This window comes from Luteibacter aegosomatissinici (genome assembly GCF_023078495.1).
GTDB classification, from domain to species: Bacteria; Pseudomonadota; Gammaproteobacteria; order Xanthomonadales; family Rhodanobacteraceae; genus Luteibacter; species Luteibacter aegosomatissinici.
Genome location: NZ_CP095742.1, coordinates 3,357,375 through 3,374,181, shown reverse-complemented (window position 1 = coordinate 3,374,181; position 16,807 = coordinate 3,357,375). Strand labels below are relative to the sequence as shown.

General features: G+C 65.8%; 16 protein-coding genes. 7 read left to right on the top strand and 9 right to left on the bottom strand.

Going from position 1 to position 16,807, the window contains the following annotated elements; genetic code table 11:
- The first annotated feature begins 61 nt into the window (after window positions 1-61).
- The 4 genes from L2Y97_RS15140 to L2Y97_RS15125 are packed head-to-tail and all read left to right on the top strand — an operon-like array spanning window position 62 to window position 4,121.
- A complete protein-coding gene (locus tag L2Y97_RS15140) occupies window positions 62-1,111 on the top strand; it encodes an SPOR domain-containing protein (protein ID WP_247428132.1) in 1,050 nt (349 codons plus the stop codon).
- Between the two features lie 42 nt (window positions 1,112-1,153).
- Window positions 1,154-1,789: a CvpA family protein gene (locus L2Y97_RS15135; RefSeq protein ID WP_247428129.1), complete on the top strand. Its 636-nt coding sequence runs from the start codon at window positions 1,154-1,156 to the stop codon at window positions 1,787-1,789.
- Between the two features lie 11 nt (window positions 1,790-1,800).
- The gene (gene purF, locus L2Y97_RS15130) at window positions 1,801-3,279 is read left to right on the top strand and encodes an amidophosphoribosyltransferase (RefSeq protein WP_247428126.1); all 1,479 of its coding nucleotides are present in this window, start codon (window positions 1,801-1,803) and stop codon (window positions 3,277-3,279) included.
- Between the two features lie 44 nt (window positions 3,280-3,323).
- Window positions 3,324-4,121 (top strand): ferritin-like domain-containing protein, encoded by a 798-nt coding sequence (locus tag L2Y97_RS15125; protein ID WP_247436808.1) that lies wholly within the window; start codon window positions 3,324-3,326, stop codon window positions 4,119-4,121.
- A gap of 26 nt (window positions 4,122-4,147) precedes the next feature.
- Here the strand turns inward: L2Y97_RS15125 and L2Y97_RS15120 are convergent, their stop codons facing one another.
- The 9 genes from L2Y97_RS15120 to L2Y97_RS15080 form a co-directional block, all read right to left on the bottom strand.
- Window positions 4,148-4,876, bottom strand: a complete 729-nt coding sequence (locus L2Y97_RS15120) for a UDP-2,3-diacylglucosamine diphosphatase (RefSeq protein WP_247428123.1) — start codon at window positions 4,874-4,876, stop codon at window positions 4,148-4,150.
- A complete protein-coding gene (locus L2Y97_RS15115; protein ID WP_247428121.1) occupies window positions 4,873-5,598 on the bottom strand; it encodes a peptidylprolyl isomerase in 726 nt (241 codons plus the stop codon). The genes L2Y97_RS15120 and L2Y97_RS15115 overlap by 4 nt, the downstream gene beginning before the upstream one ends.
- Window positions 5,599-5,662: 64 nt before the next feature.
- The gene (locus tag L2Y97_RS15110) at window positions 5,663-7,183 is read right to left on the bottom strand and encodes a Ppx/GppA phosphatase family protein (protein WP_247428118.1); all 1,521 of its coding nucleotides are present in this window, start codon (window positions 7,181-7,183) and stop codon (window positions 5,663-5,665) included.
- Window positions 7,184-7,227: 44 nt separating this feature from the next.
- Window positions 7,228-7,713: a hypothetical protein gene (locus tag L2Y97_RS15105; RefSeq protein ID WP_247428114.1), complete on the bottom strand. Its 486-nt coding sequence runs from the start codon at window positions 7,711-7,713 to the stop codon at window positions 7,228-7,230.
- Window positions 7,714-7,733: 20 nt separating this feature from the next.
- On the bottom strand, window positions 7,734-8,879 hold the full coding sequence (locus L2Y97_RS15100) for an MGDG synthase family glycosyltransferase (RefSeq protein ID WP_247428111.1): 1,146 nt from the start codon (window positions 8,877-8,879) through the stop codon (window positions 7,734-7,736).
- The gene (gene ppk1 / locus L2Y97_RS15095; protein ID WP_247428108.1) at window positions 8,876-10,951 is read right to left on the bottom strand and encodes a polyphosphate kinase 1; all 2,076 of its coding nucleotides are present in this window, start codon (window positions 10,949-10,951) and stop codon (window positions 8,876-8,878) included. Before ppk1 ends, L2Y97_RS15100 begins: the two co-directional genes overlap by 4 nt.
- A 100-nt stretch (window positions 10,952-11,051) precedes the next feature.
- Window positions 11,052-12,158 carry a phosphate regulon sensor histidine kinase PhoR gene (phoR, locus tag L2Y97_RS15090; protein ID WP_247436805.1) on the bottom strand — a complete coding sequence of 369 codons (1,107 nt, stop codon included), beginning with the start codon at window positions 12,156-12,158 and terminating at the stop codon, window positions 11,052-11,054.
- A 228-nt stretch (window positions 12,159-12,386) separates the two neighbouring features.
- Window positions 12,387-13,076 carry a phosphate regulon transcriptional regulator PhoB gene (gene phoB / locus L2Y97_RS15085; protein ID WP_247428105.1) on the bottom strand — a complete coding sequence of 230 codons (690 nt, stop codon included), beginning with the start codon at window positions 13,074-13,076 and terminating at the stop codon, window positions 12,387-12,389.
- 99 nt (window positions 13,077-13,175) lie between these two features.
- On the bottom strand, window positions 13,176-14,789 hold the full coding sequence (locus tag L2Y97_RS15080) for a M48 family metalloprotease (protein ID WP_247428102.1): 1,614 nt from the start codon (window positions 14,787-14,789) through the stop codon (window positions 13,176-13,178).
- Between the two features lie 135 nt (window positions 14,790-14,924).
- Between L2Y97_RS15080 and grxC the strand changes: the two genes are divergently transcribed.
- From grxC to L2Y97_RS15065, 3 genes are all read left to right on the top strand, one after another.
- Window positions 14,925-15,194: a glutaredoxin 3 gene (gene grxC / locus L2Y97_RS15075; RefSeq protein ID WP_247428099.1), complete on the top strand. Its 270-nt coding sequence runs from the start codon at window positions 14,925-14,927 to the stop codon at window positions 15,192-15,194.
- Window positions 15,194-15,589, top strand: a complete 396-nt coding sequence (locus tag L2Y97_RS15070) for a carboxymuconolactone decarboxylase family protein (RefSeq protein ID WP_247428097.1) — start codon at window positions 15,194-15,196, stop codon at window positions 15,587-15,589. Before grxC ends, L2Y97_RS15070 begins: the two co-directional genes overlap by 1 nt.
- Window positions 15,590-15,716: 127 nt before the next feature.
- Window positions 15,717-16,739: an isocitrate dehydrogenase gene (locus L2Y97_RS15065; RefSeq protein ID WP_247428094.1), complete on the top strand. Its 1,023-nt coding sequence runs from the start codon at window positions 15,717-15,719 to the stop codon at window positions 16,737-16,739.
- Window positions 16,740-16,807: the final 68 nt, after the last annotated feature.

Sequence of the window (16,807 nt, the reverse complement as noted above, 5' to 3'; positions counted from 1 at the left end):
CCTGCCCATTGCCGGTTATAATCGCGGCGATCCGCATTGCGCCGGCTGAATGGAGCCTTCCTTGAAAACACGCCTGCTGGGTGCCGCCGTCCTCATCGCCTTGCTCGTCCTGATCGTGCCCATGCTGTTCTCCAGCACGCCGCCGAAGAGCGACACCGACCAGACGGTCAGCCTCGAGATCCCGCCGGCGCCGGACCGCGAACTGCAGTCGCGTACGCTGGATGTTTCCCCCAACGGCACGGCCACGCCCGCTACCGCACCCGCGCAGGCGCCGCAGCAGCCTGCGGCCACAGCCCAGGCACCCGCACCGGTTCAGCCGGCGCCGGCCGCGCCGCAGGCCGCAGTCACCCCCGGTAGCGGGAGCCGCCTCGCGTCCGTGGATATCGCCTCGCGCAAGCCGGTAGACGCACTGCCCGAAGATTTTGCCAAGCCGGCACCCGCGCCGGCCAAACCGCCCAAGCCGGCTGCGACCCCGACCCTGGCCACGCCAGCGCCTGCGGATTCGCCCGTAGCCGCTCCGGCTGGTGCCGCCGCCCGTGGCAGCTACAGCATCAACCTGAGCGCCTACGCCGACCGCAGCAAGGCCGACGCCGTTGTCCAGAAGGTTCGTGCGCTCGGTTATCCGGTGAGCACCTCCAGCGCTAATCAGGCCGGGAAGGCGCTGACCCGCGTGACGGCCGGCCCGTTTGAAACCCGTGCCGCCGCCGAGGCCGCGCGCCTCAAGATCACCGCCGCGGTCCCGGGCGCCCCGGCGTCGCTCACCTCGAAGCCCGAGGCGCAGACCGCCGATGTGCCGGCGCCACCCAAGCCGGCCGCCGCGCCAGCCGCCCAGCAGGCCCAGGCCGCCGCTGTTCCGGTCGCCGCGCCGCGCGCGGGCGGGTTCGCCGTGCAGGTCGCGGCGGTCAGCAGCGAAGCCGAGGCTACCCGCCTGCGTGACAAGCTCCGCGGCGCGGGTATTGCCGGGTACGTGGACAGCATCGCCTCCAGCAGTGGCGCGAAGCTGTGGCGCGTCCGCGCCGGCCCGCAGACCCAGCGTGACGATGCCGTGCGCCTGAAAGAACAAATCAAGGCCAAGGTCGGCCTCGATGGCGTCGTGGTGTCGGCCCCGTAACGGGCCGCGCCGCACGCCTGTCGCCACATGGAGAGCAGCAGTGTGAATTGGGCCGATTACGTCATCCTGGCGGTGCTGTTCATTTCGGTCTTGATCGGCCTGGCGCGTGGCCTCATTTCCGAGGTGTTGTCGCTGGTGATCTGGGTGGCCGCCTTCTGGGTCGCCTGGGCCATCGGGCCACAGCTGGCCCATTACATGGAAGGCTCAGTGTCGAACGCCACCGCCCGTGTGGGCATTGGCTACGCTCTGGCGTTCGTCGTCGTCCTGGTGGTCGGCGGTATCATCCGGTTCCTTGTGTCGCGCCTGGTGGCGAGTACGGGCCTGGGTGGCACCGACCGCCTTTTCGGCATGTTGTTTGGCCTGGCGCGTGGTGTGCTTATCGTCAGCCTGGTGGTGTTCATCCTCGGCTTTACGCCGTTGCCGAACGACCCGTGGTGGCGTGAATCGACCATGCTCCAGCAGTTCCGGGCCCCCGCCGCATGGATCGGCGAGCAGATACCGGCGAACGTGCGTGATTACATGCACCCGCCAGAAGCGCTGAAGAATATGAAAATGCCGGACGTCCAGCTCCCCAGCAAGGACGATCTCATGAAACTGCGCGACCTGCCTATCCCCGGGCAAAAGCGCGACAATAGCCAGGCTCACCCCGCTGCCGCTTCCACGGCGGCCTCTTCGTAGAAGGCAACACCATGTGCGGAATCATCGGCATCGTCGGTACCACGGAAGTGGCATCGGCCCTGTATGACGGCCTGACCGTCCTGCAACATCGCGGTCAGGATGCCGCCGGTATCGCCACCGTGGATGGCGCACGCCTGCGCCTTCACAAGGGCAACGGCCTGGTGCGCGATGTCTTCAATTCGGCGGGCGTCGGCAAGCTGCGCGGCCGCATCGGTATCGGCCACTGCCGCTACCCCACGGCAGGCTCCGAGGGCACCGAAGAGGCCCAGCCGTTCTACGTGAACTCGCCTTACGGCATTGCGTTCGCGCACAACGGCAACCTGGTCAACACCGAGCAGCTCCGCAAGGAAATGTTCGAAGACGACCGGCGCCACATTGACACCGATTCCGATTCCGAAGTGCTGCTCAACGTGCTTGCGCACGAACTGCAGCTGGAAGATCGGGGTGACCTCACCCCTGAACATGTTTTTGAATCGGTGGCGCGTGTCCACGAGCGTGCGCGTGGCGGTTACGCCTGCATCGCGCTTGTGCTGGGTTACGGCCTTATCGCGTTCCGCGACCCGAACGGCATCCGTCCGCTGGTGCTCGGTGAGCGCGAAACGGCGGAGGGCCGCGAGTACGCCGTGACGTCCGAATCGGTTGCGCTCGACGTGCTGGGTTTCAAGCGCCTGCGTGATATCGAGCCGGGCGAGGCGGTGATCATCACCGAGGGTGGCCAGCTGTTCTCCAAGCGTTGCGCCGAAGGTGCAGTGCATGCGCCGTGCATCTTTGAATACGTCTACCTCGCGCGTCCCGATTCCATGATCGAGGATGTGTCGGTGTACAAGGCGCGCCTGCGCATGGGCGAAAAGCTCGCCGAGAAAATCCTGCGTGAGCGCGGCCCTGATCACGGCATCGATGCGGTCATTCCCATTCCGGATACGTCGCGCACCGCGGCCAGCTCGCTGGCCCAGGCGCTGGGCGTGCCCATGCGCGAAGGCCTGGTCAAGAACCGCTACATCGGCCGTACCTTCATCATGCCGGGGCAGGGTGAGCGTGTGAAATCCGTACGCCGCAAGCTCAACGCCATCGATCTGGAATTTCGCAAGAAGAACGTGTTGCTGGTCGATGACTCCATCGTCCGCGGCACCACCTCCAAGCAGATCATCCAGATGGCACGCGATGCCGGTGCGAAGAACGTGTACTTCGCCTCCGCGGCACCTCCGGTGCGCTACCCGAACGTATACGGCATCGATATGCCGGCCGCGTCCGAGCTGGTGGCCGCGGGCCGTACGGTGGAAGAGGTAGAGAAGATCCTCGGCGCCGACTGGCTCGTCTACCAGGACCTGGACGACCTGATCTGGGCCGTGCAGGACGGCAACGAAGACCTGAAGCGTTTCGATACCTCGTGCTTCTCCGGCGAGTACGTCACGGGCGTCGATTCCGCGTTCCTCGAACAGCAGGAAGCCCTGCGTTCGGATGGCGCGAAGAACGAACGCCGTACGGCCTGATCGAGCGTGCGGCACGCGTCATGCGTGCCGCACCCCCTGATCTGATGCAGGATCTCCACGCCGCCGCCCGCCGCTGCCTCGACGCGGCCGATCCCGCCGAAAAGGTGCGGCTCACCTTCGAGACGTTCGCCCGCCTGTATGCGGGGGAGCTTGGGCCGGATCCGCTATCGCCGCCGGCGCAGCCCATTCCCTTGCCGGGCCGCCCCGAGCGGCCACGACTGGTATCGCCGCGTGAGCTTTCCCAGCGGGGCCTGGGCACGCCGGAAGGGCGCATCGCGCTCGTCCACGCCATTGCACATATCGAGTTCAACGCCATCGACCTGGCGTGGGATGCGGTGTACCGGTTTCGTGGCAAGCCCTTGGCTTACTACACCGACTGGGCGTCGTGCGCCAACGACGAGGCTCGCCATTTCATGATGCTGCAAGGGCGCCTTGGCGAGCTCGGCCATGCGTATGGCGATTTCGATGCGCACAACGGTTTGTGGGAAATGGCCGACAAGACGGCGCACAGCGATACGGCGCGTATGGCGCTGGTGCCGCGCGTGCTCGAGGCTCGCGGCCTGGATGTGACGCCGGGCATGATGGATCGCCTTCGCCACCAGAAAGATGAGCGCACGGTGGCCATCCTCGAGGTCATTCTTCGCGAAGAAGTGGCGCATGTCGCCGCCGGTACGTGCTGGTTTCACTGGTGCTGCGCGCGCGACGGCATCGACCCAGAGGCGACGTTCGCGACGTTGCTCAACGACTACATGAATGGATCGCTGCGGGGGCCATTCAATCTCGAGGCACGGCGTGAGGCGGGGTTTTCGGAGAGCGAGCTGGCGTGGTTGGTTACCTTGTGACGCGATCCGCGCAACGCGCGGCCTCCTTACGGCAGCTTCAACCCACGTAATTCAACGCTATCAGGCTCTATGCGCAGCACCGAGCCATGGTCGTACCAATCGCCCAGCACGATGCGCTGCGCAGCGGCGCCATCGAGCGTGAAGTCATGCACAGCTGGCCGGTGCGTATGCCCGTGGACCAGCCGCGTAACACGTGCCTGGCGCATGGCATCTTCCACGGCGCCCTGGTTCACATCCATGATCGTTTCATCGATTCGACCCGTCCGAGATTTGCTGTCGCTACGTGCCTGCGCGGCGAACGCGCGGCGCGCAGCGAGCGGCATCGACAGGATCTGCTGTTTCCACTCTGGCGTGCGCACCTGCTTGCGGACCGCCTGGTACTCCACGTCATCCGTGCACAGCACATCGCCGTGCATCAGCAGCGTAGGCACGCCTTCAATGTCGTGGACCGTGCCGTCCTCGAGCAACGTCATGCCTGCACGTTTCGCGAATGCTTCGCCGAGCAGGAAATCGCGGTTCCCGACCATGAAGTACACGGGGACGCCTGCATCGCTCAGGCCCTTTGTGGCGGCGGCGATACGGGAAGGCAGTTCGGCGTCGTCATCGTCGCCGATCCAGGCCTCGACCAGGTCGCCCAGGATATAGAAGGCCTTCGCACCACGCGCCTTATCGGAGGCGAGGTAGTGTTCGAACAGCTCGGTGATATGGGGGCGGGCGTCGTCCAGGTGCAGGTCGGCGATGAACAGCGTGGTCATGGCGAGGTCTTGGCCGCCGGCTTCTTCTCGGCCTTCTTCGCGGGAGGTGCTGCCGCAGGGGCGGGCGCCGCCGGTTTTGCCACCGTGGAGGCGGCGGCAGGCGCCGCCTTCTCCTCACCCACGACCTGGGCGGAGTTGATGATCACCAGTGGGTTAGGCACGTCACCCACGAACGGGCCCTGCGCCTTGGTCGGTACCTTGGCGATCTTGTCGATCGTATCCATGCCCTGGACCACCTTGCCGAATACGGCAAAGCCCCAGGTCAGCCCGCTCTGGTTGCTCACGTAATCCAGCCGGCGGTTATCGACAAGGTTCACGAAGAACTGCGAGGTGCCGGAGTTGGCATCCGCGCCGCGGGCCACCGACACGGTGCCGCGCAGGTTGGACAGGCCGTTATCGGCCTCGCTCGCGATGGGGGCGCGGGTACGGCGCTGGGTCAGGTCGCGGCTGTACAGGCCACCTTGCACCATGTAGCCATCCACCACGCGGTGGAACACGGTGCCGTCGTAGAAGCCATCGCGCACGTACTGGAGGAAATTGGCAACGCTCTTGGGTGCCTTTTCAGGGAAGAGCTCCAGCGTGAAATCGCCCGAGCTGGTGTGCATGACCACCCGTGGGTGATCGACGGGACCGGGCGCAGGGGCCGCCGGCTTGGCCTGCTGTTGCGCCAGGGCGGCAACGGGCAGGGCGAGGAGGAGGCTGGCGAGGGCGGCTTTCAGCATGGGCAACCGGTTCGTGCAAAGTGACAACCCCACCATGATACCCCCATGGCGGGCGGGGGCACGGTTATTCCGTGACGATCTCGAGTTCCAGCCCCAGTTCAGCGAGCGGTTCCCGCTCCTGTTCCAGATCCGCTTCGGTCAAGGGGTGCTGGTCGAGCCAATCGGCTGGCAGGGTAATGCGCAGGCGCTGGCGCGTGGCATTGACGCGGATGCGCGGCAGCGACTCGGCGCGCCGCGCACGGCGGAACAGCACGGCCAGGCGCAGGATGGCGGTGATGTGCCGGGCCAGGGCCCGGTAACGCGCAGGCAGCGCGCTCATCACCGATTTCTCGGGCTTGCGCCGGTGCGACTCGACGATGGCCGCCAGTAGCTGCTGCTCCTGGCGGGAGAAGCCGGCCATGTCGGCGTGGCGCAGGATGTAAGCGCCGTGGCGCTGGTGCTGGCTGTGGGCGATGGCCAGGCCCAGCTCATGCACGCGGGCGGCCCACGAGAGCCATTCCCGGCCGTCATCGTCCAGTTTCCACACCTTGGCCAACTGGTCGAACAGCGACAGGGCGGTCGTCTCCACGCGCCGTGCCTGGGCCCGGTCGACCCCGTAGCGCGCGGCCAACGAATCAATGCTGGCCATGCGCGGATCCGTACCGGCGGATCGGCCGATCAGGTCCCACAGCACGCCCTCGCGCATGGAGCTTTCCGACACGCCAAGGCGCTCGATGCCCAGGGCTTCGAAGGCGGCTTCGAAGATCGCCACGCCGCCGGCAAAGACTTCAGCGCGGTCCTCGGCAAGCCCGGGCAGCTTCAACGGAGCACCGTTGGCACCTTGTTCAATGAGCGCTTCGCGGACGGCCGCAAGGGCATCCGGAGTGATGCCATTGTCGGAGAGCTTCATGGCGCGTACGACGGACCCAATGGCCTTGGCCGTACCCGACGAGCCGTACGCATCCGCCCAGCCGGCTTCCCGGTAATCCTCGGAAAACTGCTGCAGTAGGACGCCGATCTCGCGGCGCGCTTTCTGCCAGCGCTTGCGTGTGATCTTGCCGCCGGGAAAGAAGCGCAGGGTGGAAGCGATGCAGCCCACCTGCACGCTTTCCGTCAACAGCGGCGAGGTACCACGGCCAATGATGAACTCCGTGCTGCCTCCCCCGATGTCGATCACGAGGCGGTGATCGCGCGACGCAGGCAGGTCGTGGGCGGCGCCCAGGAAGATCAGGCGGCCTTCCTCACGACCCGAAACGATTTCGACCGGATGGCCCAGTGCGGCCTCGGCAGCGGAAAGGAATGCATGCGGCGACGCGAGGCGGCGTACGGTATTGGTCGCCACCGCGCGAATGTGCAATGCCGGGATGCCGGCCAGGCGCTGGCCGAACCGCGCAAGGCTACCCAGGGCAGCCGCGCGGTGCGCGGCATCCAGGGTGCCATCGGGGCGCAAGCCCACGGCCATGCGAACCGAATCGCGCAGGCGATCGACGACACGCGGTTCGCCGTGCTCATAGCGGGCGACCACCATGTGGAAGCTGTTGGAGCCCAGGTCGACAGCGGCGATGAATTCGCCATCGTTGATCTGCGATTTACCAGATGAGGCCAAGAGGAAATGTCCGCAGCGGCGTATCGGGGAATTTTGTCACGCCTTTACCGCTTTGGGGAAACCGCAGCGCGCGATTTCGGCATGGCGGATAGCGCATACAACAGGATGCAGAGGAAACCGAATACCCAGTAGTCCGTGGGTGCGGGGCCCCACCAATGGCGGTGCCAGGGCACGTTTTCCGGGGTGAAGCGCGCAAGCCCGAAGGCTGGGTTCAGGATGAACCAGAGCCCATCCTCGGCCACCCAGAACAACATGACGCAGGCGATGATGCGGACCTGCGCGCGCCAGCTCCAGAATCCACGGAACACCATGGGGAAATGGAAAGACAACGCGATGAAAGGGAACACCCACGCGTGGTAGCCCGTCATGGGCCGGCCACCCCAAAGCAGGTCGAGTAGCCAGTGGTTCTCGATGCGCCATGTCGGCAGGCTCGTAGCCCAGCCATGGGGACCCTCGATTTCCACCTCGACGTGAGCAAAGAGGAAGGCCAGAAGGAAGGTGAAGGCCGCGGTCGCGAGGACCGAAACCATTCGCCTGCGCGGGGAATGGCTCATCGGTGGCCCAGTTGCGCAAGCACGATGTCAACGACATCGCGGGCAGCGTGCGGCCGGCCGATCGCACGGGCGCGTGCCGCCATGGCGGCCAGGTGGGCGGGGTCGGCACGCAAGGCCTGGATGCGCCACGCCAGCGCAACCGCATCGATCGCCTTCCAGGCGGCCCCCTGTTCCAGCAGGTAATCCGCATTGCGTTCTTCCTGCCCTGGGATCGGCGCGTTCACGATCATCGGCAAGCCCATGGCCAGGCACTCCGAGGTGGTGAGCCCACCTGGCTTGGTGATGGCCAGGTCGCAACAGGCCATGAGCTGTTCGACGTGCCGTGTGTAACCCTGTGGAAACAGGCGTCCAGCGTGTTTGCCCGCTGCCAGGCGGCGCAGCCGTCCGAGCATGTCTTCATTGCGCCCGGCCAGCACGACGAGCTGGAAATCCCCGCCAGCCGAGAGCAGCGTATCCGCCAGCTCATCCAGCGCGCCAACGCCCGCGCCACCGCCCATCACGAGGTACGCAGGACGTGTTGGATCCATGCCGAAACGGTGCGCCAGCACCGAGCGATCATGGCGTTCAGCAAATGCCGGCATCACGGGAATACCGGTGGTATGGACTCGCTCGGCGGGCAGGCCCACGGCATGCATGCGGTGGGCGATTTCCGGGCTGCCGGCGAAGTAACCGCTCATGCCCGGCACGAGCCACATGCGGTGAAGGTCGAAATCCGTCACCTGCAGGTACACCGGCGCGGAGACACGGCCCTTGCGGATCTGCCGGGCGAGCATTTCGGCGGGCAGGAAATGCGTGCACACGATCGCGTCCGGAGCGAAGTCCGCGATGGCGGCACGCAGGCGCCGGGTGTTCAGCCGCTCGATGGTCCGGCGCATGCGCTGTACAACGGCATCGGGGCGAGCGTCATCGGTGATGCGGTAGAGCATGCCCCACAAGCGCGGATAGCGGGTGATGAGGCCGAGGTAGAAATCCGCATAGATGCGGCGGAAGCTGGACGGGACGAAATCCATCACATCGAGGTGGAGCGCCTCCACCTGGCCACCCTGCGCGGCCAGCGCCGAGATGGTGGCTTCCAGCGCATCGGCGGCGCGCACGTGGCCCGCACCCGCCGACACCGAAAGGAGCAGGATACGCCGCGTCACCCGCAGTACTTTGCCAGCAGCGCCTGTTGCGCCGAATGCGGGAGCTCGCCGGCCGCCGGGTGACGCCGCGTATAGCGGCCATCGGCGCCGAGCATCCATGCCTGGGTGTTGTCACGCAGGTAGTTATCCAGCGTTTCGTCGTATACGCGCTTGAACAGCTCGGGCTCCAGGATGGGCACGCCTATCTCGATGCGGCGCATGAGGTTGCGCTCCATCCAGTCGGCGCTGGCGCAATAGAGTTCGGGGTCGCCGTCGTTGCCGAACCAGTAGACGCGGCTGTGCTCGAGAAAGCGGCCGATGATCGAGCGCACCCGGATATTCTCCGAGACACCCTTGATCCCGGGGCGCAGCGTGCACGCACCGCGGATGATCAGGTCGATCTGCACACCGGCCTGCGACGCGCGGTAGAGCGCCTCGACCACGTGGGCCTCGTTCAGCGCATTGAGCTTGGCGACAATACGGCCGCCGCGACCGTTCTTCGCATGCTCGATCTCGCGTTCGATCTTGCCCATCACGCTGCTGTACAGGGTGAACGGCGAGTGCAGCAGGCGCTTGAGCTGGATCATCGGGCCCAGGCCGGAAAGCTGCTGGAACACCTTGTGGATGTCTTCGCCGATCTCCGGGTTGGCTGTCATCAGGCCGATATCGGTATAGCCGCGGCTGTTGCCCTGGTGGTAATTACCGGTGGACAGGTGCACGTAACGGCGCAGGCCATTGCCTTCGCGGCGCACGATGAGCAGCATCTTCGCGTGGGTCTTGTAGCCGACCACGCCATACACCACCTGCACGCCGGCCTCCTGCAGGCGGTTGGCCAGGCCGATGTTGGCCTCCTCGTCGAAGCGCGCCCGCAGCTCGATCACCACGGTGACGTCCTTGCCGTTGCGCGCCGCATCGACCAGCAGGTCCACCAGCGGGGAATCCTTGCCGGCACGGTAGAGCGTCTGCTTGATGGCGAGCACGCCCGGGTCCTGCGAAGCGCGGCGCAGCAGTTCCACCACCGAGGCGAAGGACTCGTAAGGGTGGTGCATGAGCACATCGCGCTCGCCCAGTACATCGAATTCGTTCACGCCCTTGGCGAACGCCGGTGTCAGGCGTGGGGTGAAGTGCGGGAACTTGAGCTCAGGCCGGTCGAGCTGATCGTAGATGACGCCGGCACGAATGATGTTGACCGGCCCATCACAGCGATAGATGTCGGCATCTTCCAGCTGGAAGTTCGCCATCAGCATGTCGGTGATCGCACGCGGGCAATCCGCGCCGACCTCGAGACGTACCGGGCGGGCATAGCCGCGGCCCGCGAGCTCTTCGCTGAGGGCGCGGGCCAGGTTTTCCACTTCAGCTTCTTCAACCACCAGCTCGCTGTTGCGGGTCACGCGAAACTGGTACGCCGCACAGACCTGGAAGCCGGGGAAGATTTCATCGGCGAAGCTTTGCAGTACTTCGGCGAGGAAGACGAAATCGCCATCGCTTCCCGATACCTCGGCGGGGATGCGGATGATGCGCGGGAGTGAGCGCGGCGCACGCACCAGCGCCATGTGGCCCTCGCGGCCAAACGCATCGCGTCCCTTCAAAACGACCGCCAGGTTCAGCGTCTTGTTGAGGATGCGGGGGAACGGGTGGGCGGGATCCAGGCCAAGTGGTGAAAGCACCGGCATGATTTCGTTCTGGAAATAGCCCTGCAGCCAGCGTCGCTGCTTGTCCGACCAGTTATCCCGGGTCAGGAAACGGATATTGGCATCGTTCAGGGCGGGCCCGAGTTCATCGCGCCAGATCCGGTAGAGCTCGCCAACCAGTTCGAGCGCGCGCTCGCGGATACGGCCCAGGATTTCGCCCGACGACATGCCATCCGCACCAGGCAGGGCGGCACCGAGCGCATGCTTGTGCTTCAGCACGGCGACGCGCACCTCGAAGAACTCGTCGAGGTTGTTGCTGACGATGGTGAGGTAGCGCAAGCGTTCCAGTACGGGAACATCGGGATCGCTGGCCTGCGCCAGAACGCGGAAATTGAATTCCAGCGCCGCCAGCTCACGGTTGATGTACAGCTCGGTGGCCCCGAGGTCGACCTTGGCGTTCATGCGTTCCGCGGTTCGTTTCATAGCCCCCGATGGTGAACCATGGGCCGCGGTCACGGAAAGGGGCATCGCAGCAACCTGCGGGCGCCGGGCTGCCATGCGTTCAGGCCGGTGCGCCCGCCACATCGTGGATGCGTGAACCATCCAGGAGGCGATCGCTGCCGAAAACGCAGGCGAACGTGGAGCCCTTGCCGGGCTCGCTCTCAATGGAGAGCCGCGCCTGGTGCAGGTTTAGCACGTGCTTCACGATCGACAGACCCAGGCCGGTGCCGCCGGAATCGCGCGAGCGGCTGGACGATACGCGATAGAAGCGCTCGGTCAGGCGCGCGATATGCGCGGCCGGAATGCCAAAGCCCGAATCCTGCACCGAGAAGCGCGCGCCATCAGCGGTGGCGGCCCAGCGGATGGCGATCTTGCCGCCCGTGGGGGTGTAGCGGACCGCATTGCCGACCAGGTTGCCGAAGGCGCTGTGCAGATCCTTGGTCGAACCGAGCAGGTCGTAACCGGTGGCCACGTCCAGCGAAATGGTATGCCGACCCTGGCTGAGCGCCTCGGCCTCTTTCCGCAGCGACGCGAGCAAGGGTGCCATCTGCACGTGTTCTTCGGCCAGGTGGTCCTGGGTTTCCAGGCGCGACAGGGTCAGCAGGTCTTCCACGATCTGGCCCATGCGCTTGGACTGCGCGCGCATTTCGTCCAGCACCGGCGCGAGCTCAGGCACATCCTCCGGATCCAGCAGTTCGAGGTAACCGTGGATAACGGTCAGTGGCGTGCGCAGCTCGTGGGAGACGTTGGCCACGAAATCGCGGCGGATCTGTTCCAGCCGGGTGAGGTGGCTGGTATCGCGCGCCAGTAGCACCCGCTGGCGGCTGCCGAAGGGCAGCAGCGTGGCCGTGATGTGCCGGTTCGGATGCCCCGGGGCCGTGACGTCGGTCAACGGCTCGCGCGCACCCTCGTCCAGCCAGTCGGCGAGGTCGCTGTTCTTGAGGATATCGGTAATGAAACGGCCGCGGTCACGCGGTCCCTTCAGGCCGAGCAACTCCTCCGCCGCATGGTTGAACCAGCGGACGTGTTGCGCGTGGTCCAGCAGGACCACGCCATCGGGGAGCGAGCCGGCCGCGCTGCGCAGATCACGGAGGCGGGAGGCGATACGGCGTGTGCGGGTCATGAGACGGTCATGCTCAGGGTGGTGCGTTGCGGGCGATTGCAACATTGGGCCCGGCTTATGACGGAACAGCGACAGCAGCACGACGATTTGGACCAGCGCGACCGTGGTCACGCCGGCCAGCGCCGCGCCCATGAGCGCGCCCACCGCACCGCCCGCAAGAAGCAGGGCGGCGCAGGTGGCGGGCAATCGCCAGGAGGTCAGGAAGCTGGGTGGCATAACGGGGTAACCGGCGGGCAGGTGGTTCGCACCATAACGCGGCTACCGCGCCTAAGCCTAGGTATTGGCGGAGAAGCGGTAGCCGGCGCCACGGACGGTCTGGACCATATCGTCCAGCTTCCATGGTTCCAGGGTCTTGCGCAGGCGGCGGATGTGGACATCCACGGTGCGCTCTTCGACGTACACGCTGCCGCCCCAGACGTGGTCGAGCAGCTGGGCCCGGGAGTAGACGCGCTCCGGGTGGGTCATGAAGAAGAACAGCAGGCGGTATTCGGTGGGGCCGATCGGCACGGCATCCTCACCGGCGAAGACGCGGTGCGCCGGGCCGTCGATGCGCAGGCCACCCAGCTCCACCACGCCTGAGCCATCGTCGCCCTGGCTGCGGCGGAGCACGGCCTTGATGCGAGCGATGAGCTCGCGGGTGGAGAACGGCTTGATCACGTAGTCGTCCACGCCGGCCTCCAGGCCGTTCACCCGGTCCATCTCCTCGCCGCGGGCGGTGAGCATGATGATGGGGATTTCGCGCGACAGTTCCTCGCGGCGCAGGCGGCGGGCCAGTTCCAGGCCGCTGGTGCCCGGGAGCATCCAGTCGAGCAGGATCAGGTCCGGCACGCGCTCGGAGATAGCCATCTGGGCGGCGCGGGCGTCGGCGGCGTGCGCCGCATCCATGCCCGCCTTGCGAAGCGCGAAGGCGACCATGTCGCGAATCGATGCTTCGTCTTCCACGATGAGAATGCGTTTATGCACGCTATGAACCGCTTGGTGGCTGTGACCGTCATATTGCAGCCGTGCCGTGTTACAGGGCAATGACAACGGTCACATTCACCTGTTGCCGATAAGGCACATCTATTGCTGCGAGCGGCCGTCGGGGTTGTCATCGGTGGCCACCCGGCGCTTGCGAAGCTCCAGGAGCAGCGGGGTCAGGTCGGCAATCTGGGCCTGGATGCGCGACCGCTGGTAGAAATCGAGGTCATCGCGCTTGAGCAGCCGGCGCAGCTGCTCCATGGCATCGAACGGCCGGCCTGACAGGTAGGCGCTGTTCGCGTAGGCCTCGGCCGAGCGGATGCTATCGCCAGCGCGCTCGGTGGCCTGGGCGTACGTACGGAAGATTTCCGGGTCGTCGCTGTTATCCAGCATGGGCCGGAGCAGGGCGGCCGCCTGCTGGGCGCTGTCCCGGCTACCCTGGACGGCAAGGGCCTTGGCATACCCGAGCGCCACCGCGACATTGCGCGGCGAGTTGGCGTGCAGCGCCTTGTAGATGGCCATGGCATCGCCGTAACGGCCCGCGTCCATATAGGCATCCGCCATCGCCAGCCGCAACACGACGCTATCGGGCCGGCTGGCCAGCAGCGGCTGCAACTGCTCCACGGCCTGGCTGCCATGGTTCGTACGGATGAGCGCCACGGCATAGCCATAGCGGTTGGCCGCCGTATCGAAGTCCTTGCGCTTGAGGTTCGTGGCGTAATACGACGCGAGCTTGCCGGCGTCGCCCGAGAGCACGCGGACCCGCTCGCGCATGAGTGCGTAGGTATCACCGGCGCTGTCCTTGGGCGCTGCGTTGCCGGTACTGATCAACGTGGTGGGATCCTTGACGAAGAGCACGGGGGCCGTGCTCTTCTCCCAGCTCGCCTTGTCCAGCGTGGGCAGCTTCGGTTGGTTTTTCAGCCGTTCCTCGAGGACGCGTGCGCGCGCCCGCGCGTCGCTGATGCGGTCGAGGGTCACCGGGTGGGTCTGCAGCAGGGCGGGGAGGGCGTCTTCGCCCTCGCCGACGCGCAGGGTGTCCTGCATGCGCCCGAAGAAATCGGCCATGGCTTCCGGATCGAACCCCGAGTTGGCAAGCGTCTGGATGCCCACCCGGTCAGCCTCGATTTCGTCCTTGCGGGTGAAGTTGATCTGACGCTGCAGCAACAGGCCCTGGCCACCCATGAGCACGCCCGCGGCCGCGTCGCCGCCCGCACTACCGGCCGCGATGGCACCGAGCAGTACCAGTGCCAGGAGCGGGGCATCCTTCTTCGACGCCTCGAAGGCGCGATAAAGGTGGTTCTGGGTGATGTGGCCGATTTCGTGGGCGATGACGCCCGCCAGTTCGCTCTCATTCTGGGTGATGTTGATCAGGCCCGCATTTACGCCGATATAGCCGCCGGGGGCGGCGAAGGCGTTGATCTGCGTATCGCGGACGATGAAGAACTGGAAGTGGTCCTTCGGCCGGTCGCTCGCGGCGACCAGCCGGAAACCCAGGTCGTTGATGTACTGGTCGAGCAGGGCGTCATCCAGCGTCAGGTCCAGCGCATGCATCTGGCGCAGCATCTGGGCGCCGTAATCCTCGGCTTCCCGCGGGCTGATAAGGGCGTTGGCGGAGCTGCCCAGGTCGGGCAGGCGCACGGCCTCCTGGGCGCCGGCCACGAAGGTGGCGGCGGTGCTGGCGGCGAGGAGCAGCAGGCGGGGAACGGGCAGGCGCATAAGTGTTAAAACGATACCACTACGGGGTCGTAACCCGCTTGGACCGCGCGCGACGGCGCCGGTTCGCCGCGGGTTGTAGAATGGGCGCAAGGCCGCCATATCACGGTCATCAGAGCGTTCGGAGACACCCGTTCCATGAGCACCCCCGATATCACCATCTATTCGACCGCGGTATGCCCTTACTGCGTCGCCGCCAAGAACCTGCTGAAGGCCAAGGGCCTGGCCTGGAACGAGGTGCGCATCGACATGGATCCGACCCAGCGCGACATCATGCTGGAGAAGAGTGGCGGCCGCCGCACGGTGCCGCAGATCTTCATCAACGGCACGCATGTCGGCGGGTTTGACGACCTTGCCGCCGCCGATCGCAGCGGCCGCCTGGCCGAGATCCTCGAGGCCACGCACTGATGGCCACGGACAAGGACCGCGTCGAGGAGTTCACCGCCTTCCGCAAGCGCATGAACGAGCGCATCCTGGGTGAAGACAACCAGGTGGTGCGTCGTTTCTTCGCCCTGGATACGCAGACCTACCGGGCGGGTGCGCTCGATGTGAAGACCAAGGAGATGCTGGGCCTGGTCGCTTCCATGGTCCTGCGTTGCGATGACTGCATCAGCTACCACGTGGCCCAGTGCAAGGAAGCGGGCGTGAACCGCGACGAGTTCTTCGAGGTGTTCAGCGTGGGCCTGGTGGTGGGCGGTTCCATCGTCATCCCGCACCTGCGCCGCGCCGTCGATTTCCTGGACTCGCTGGAAGGTGAGACGGCGGGGGATGCCGCCGCCTGCGCGGACCACGTGGCTGGCTGAATACAGGCCGCCACGGGCGGCATCCTTGAAGGAAGCGGGCAAAATCGCCGATAATCGGACGATTTTCTTTCCCCGGCACATGCGTCGCGTGTGTCCCTAGACCCGCTTCCTTCCAGGAGTTACCCCCATGAGCAAGACCATTGCCGTGATCCCCGGCGACGGTATCGGCCCCGAGATCATGGACGCGACCATCCGCGTCCTCGATGCCCTCGACTGCGGCCTGACCTACGATTTCGTGGACGCGGGCATGGTGGCCCTCGAGAAGCACGGCGACCTGCTGCCGCAGGCCACGCTCGATGCCATCGCCAAGCACACCGTGGCGCTGAAGGGCCCGCTCACCACGCCGATCGGCGGTGGCTTCACCTCGATCAACGTCACCCTGCGCCGCAAGTTCGACCTGTACGCCAACGTGCGTCCGGCCATCAGCTTCCCGGGCACCAAGGCGCGCTACGACAACATCGACATCATCACGGTGCGCGAGAACACGATGGGCGCGTACATGGCCGAAGGCCAGACGCGCGAGGGTGAGGGCGCGAACGAAGTGGCCGTGTCGGTCATCCGCAATACCCGTCCGGGCATGGAGCGCATCTGCCGCTACGGCTTCGAGATGGCGCGCGCGAAGGGCCGCAAGAAGGTCACGGCCGTGCACAAGGCCAACATCATGAAGACCTCGTCGGGTCTGTTCCTGGATGTGGCGCGTGAAGTGGCGAAGGATTTCCCGGACCTCGAGTTCCAGGAAATGATCGTCGACAACGCGTGCATGCAGCTGGTAATGAATCCGTACCAGTTCGACGTGATCGTCACCACCAACCTGTTCGGCGACATCCTGTCGGACCTGTGCGCTGGCCTGGTCGGCGGCCTGGGCCTGGCCCCGGGTGCTAACATCGGTAAGGACGCGGCCATCTTCGAGGCAGTGCACGGCTCGGCGCCGGATATCGCGGGCCAGAAGAAGGCCAACCCGTGCGCGCTGCTGCTGGCAGCGGCCGATATGCTCGATCACCTGGGCATGGTCGCGAAGGGTACGCGCCTGCGTGCGGCGATCAGCGATGTAATGAACGCGCGCGACCGCACGACGCCGGACGTGGGCGGCACCGGCAACACCGATACCTTCGGCGATGCGATCGTCGAGCGGATCAAGGCGACGGCGTAATCGCCATCGCTCGAGCTTGAACAAAAAGCCCGGCACATGCCGGGCTTTTTTTGTATTCGCCTGTGCAG

Excerpts from the sequence above, each read along its gene's own strand:
- L2Y97_RS15065 (WP_247428094.1), top strand. The coding sequence starts at position 15,717 with ATGAGCAAGACCATTGCCGTGATCCCCGGCGACGGTATCGGCCCCGAG.
- L2Y97_RS15105 (WP_247428114.1), bottom strand. The coding sequence starts at position 7,713 with ATGGTTTCGGTCCTCGCGACCGCGGCCTTCACCTTCCTTCTGGCCTTC.
- L2Y97_RS15115 (WP_247428121.1), bottom strand. The coding sequence starts at position 5,598 with ATGCTGAAAGCCGCCCTCGCCAGCCTCCTCCTCGCCCTGCCCGTTGCC.
- L2Y97_RS15125 (WP_247436808.1), top strand. The coding sequence starts at position 3,324 with ATGCAGGATCTCCACGCCGCCGCCCGCCGCTGCCTCGACGCGGCCGAT.
- L2Y97_RS15120 (WP_247428123.1), bottom strand. The coding sequence starts at position 4,876 with ATGACCACGCTGTTCATCGCCGACCTGCACCTGGACGACGCCCGCCCC.
- purF (WP_247428126.1), top strand. The coding sequence starts at position 1,801 with ATGTGCGGAATCATCGGCATCGTCGGTACCACGGAAGTGGCATCGGCC.
- phoR (WP_247436805.1), bottom strand. The coding sequence starts at position 12,158 with ATGTTGCAATCGCCCGCAACGCACCACCCTGAGCATGACCGTCTCATG.
- L2Y97_RS15080 (WP_247428102.1), bottom strand. The coding sequence starts at position 14,789 with ATGCGCCTGCCCGTTCCCCGCCTGCTGCTCCTCGCCGCCAGCACCGCC.
- ppk1 (WP_247428108.1), bottom strand. The coding sequence starts at position 10,951 with ATGAACGCCAAGGTCGACCTCGGGGCCACCGAGCTGTACATCAACCGT.
- grxC (WP_247428099.1), top strand. The coding sequence starts at position 14,925 with ATGAGCACCCCCGATATCACCATCTATTCGACCGCGGTATGCCCTTAC.
- L2Y97_RS15070 (WP_247428097.1), top strand. The coding sequence starts at position 15,194 with ATGGCCACGGACAAGGACCGCGTCGAGGAGTTCACCGCCTTCCGCAAG.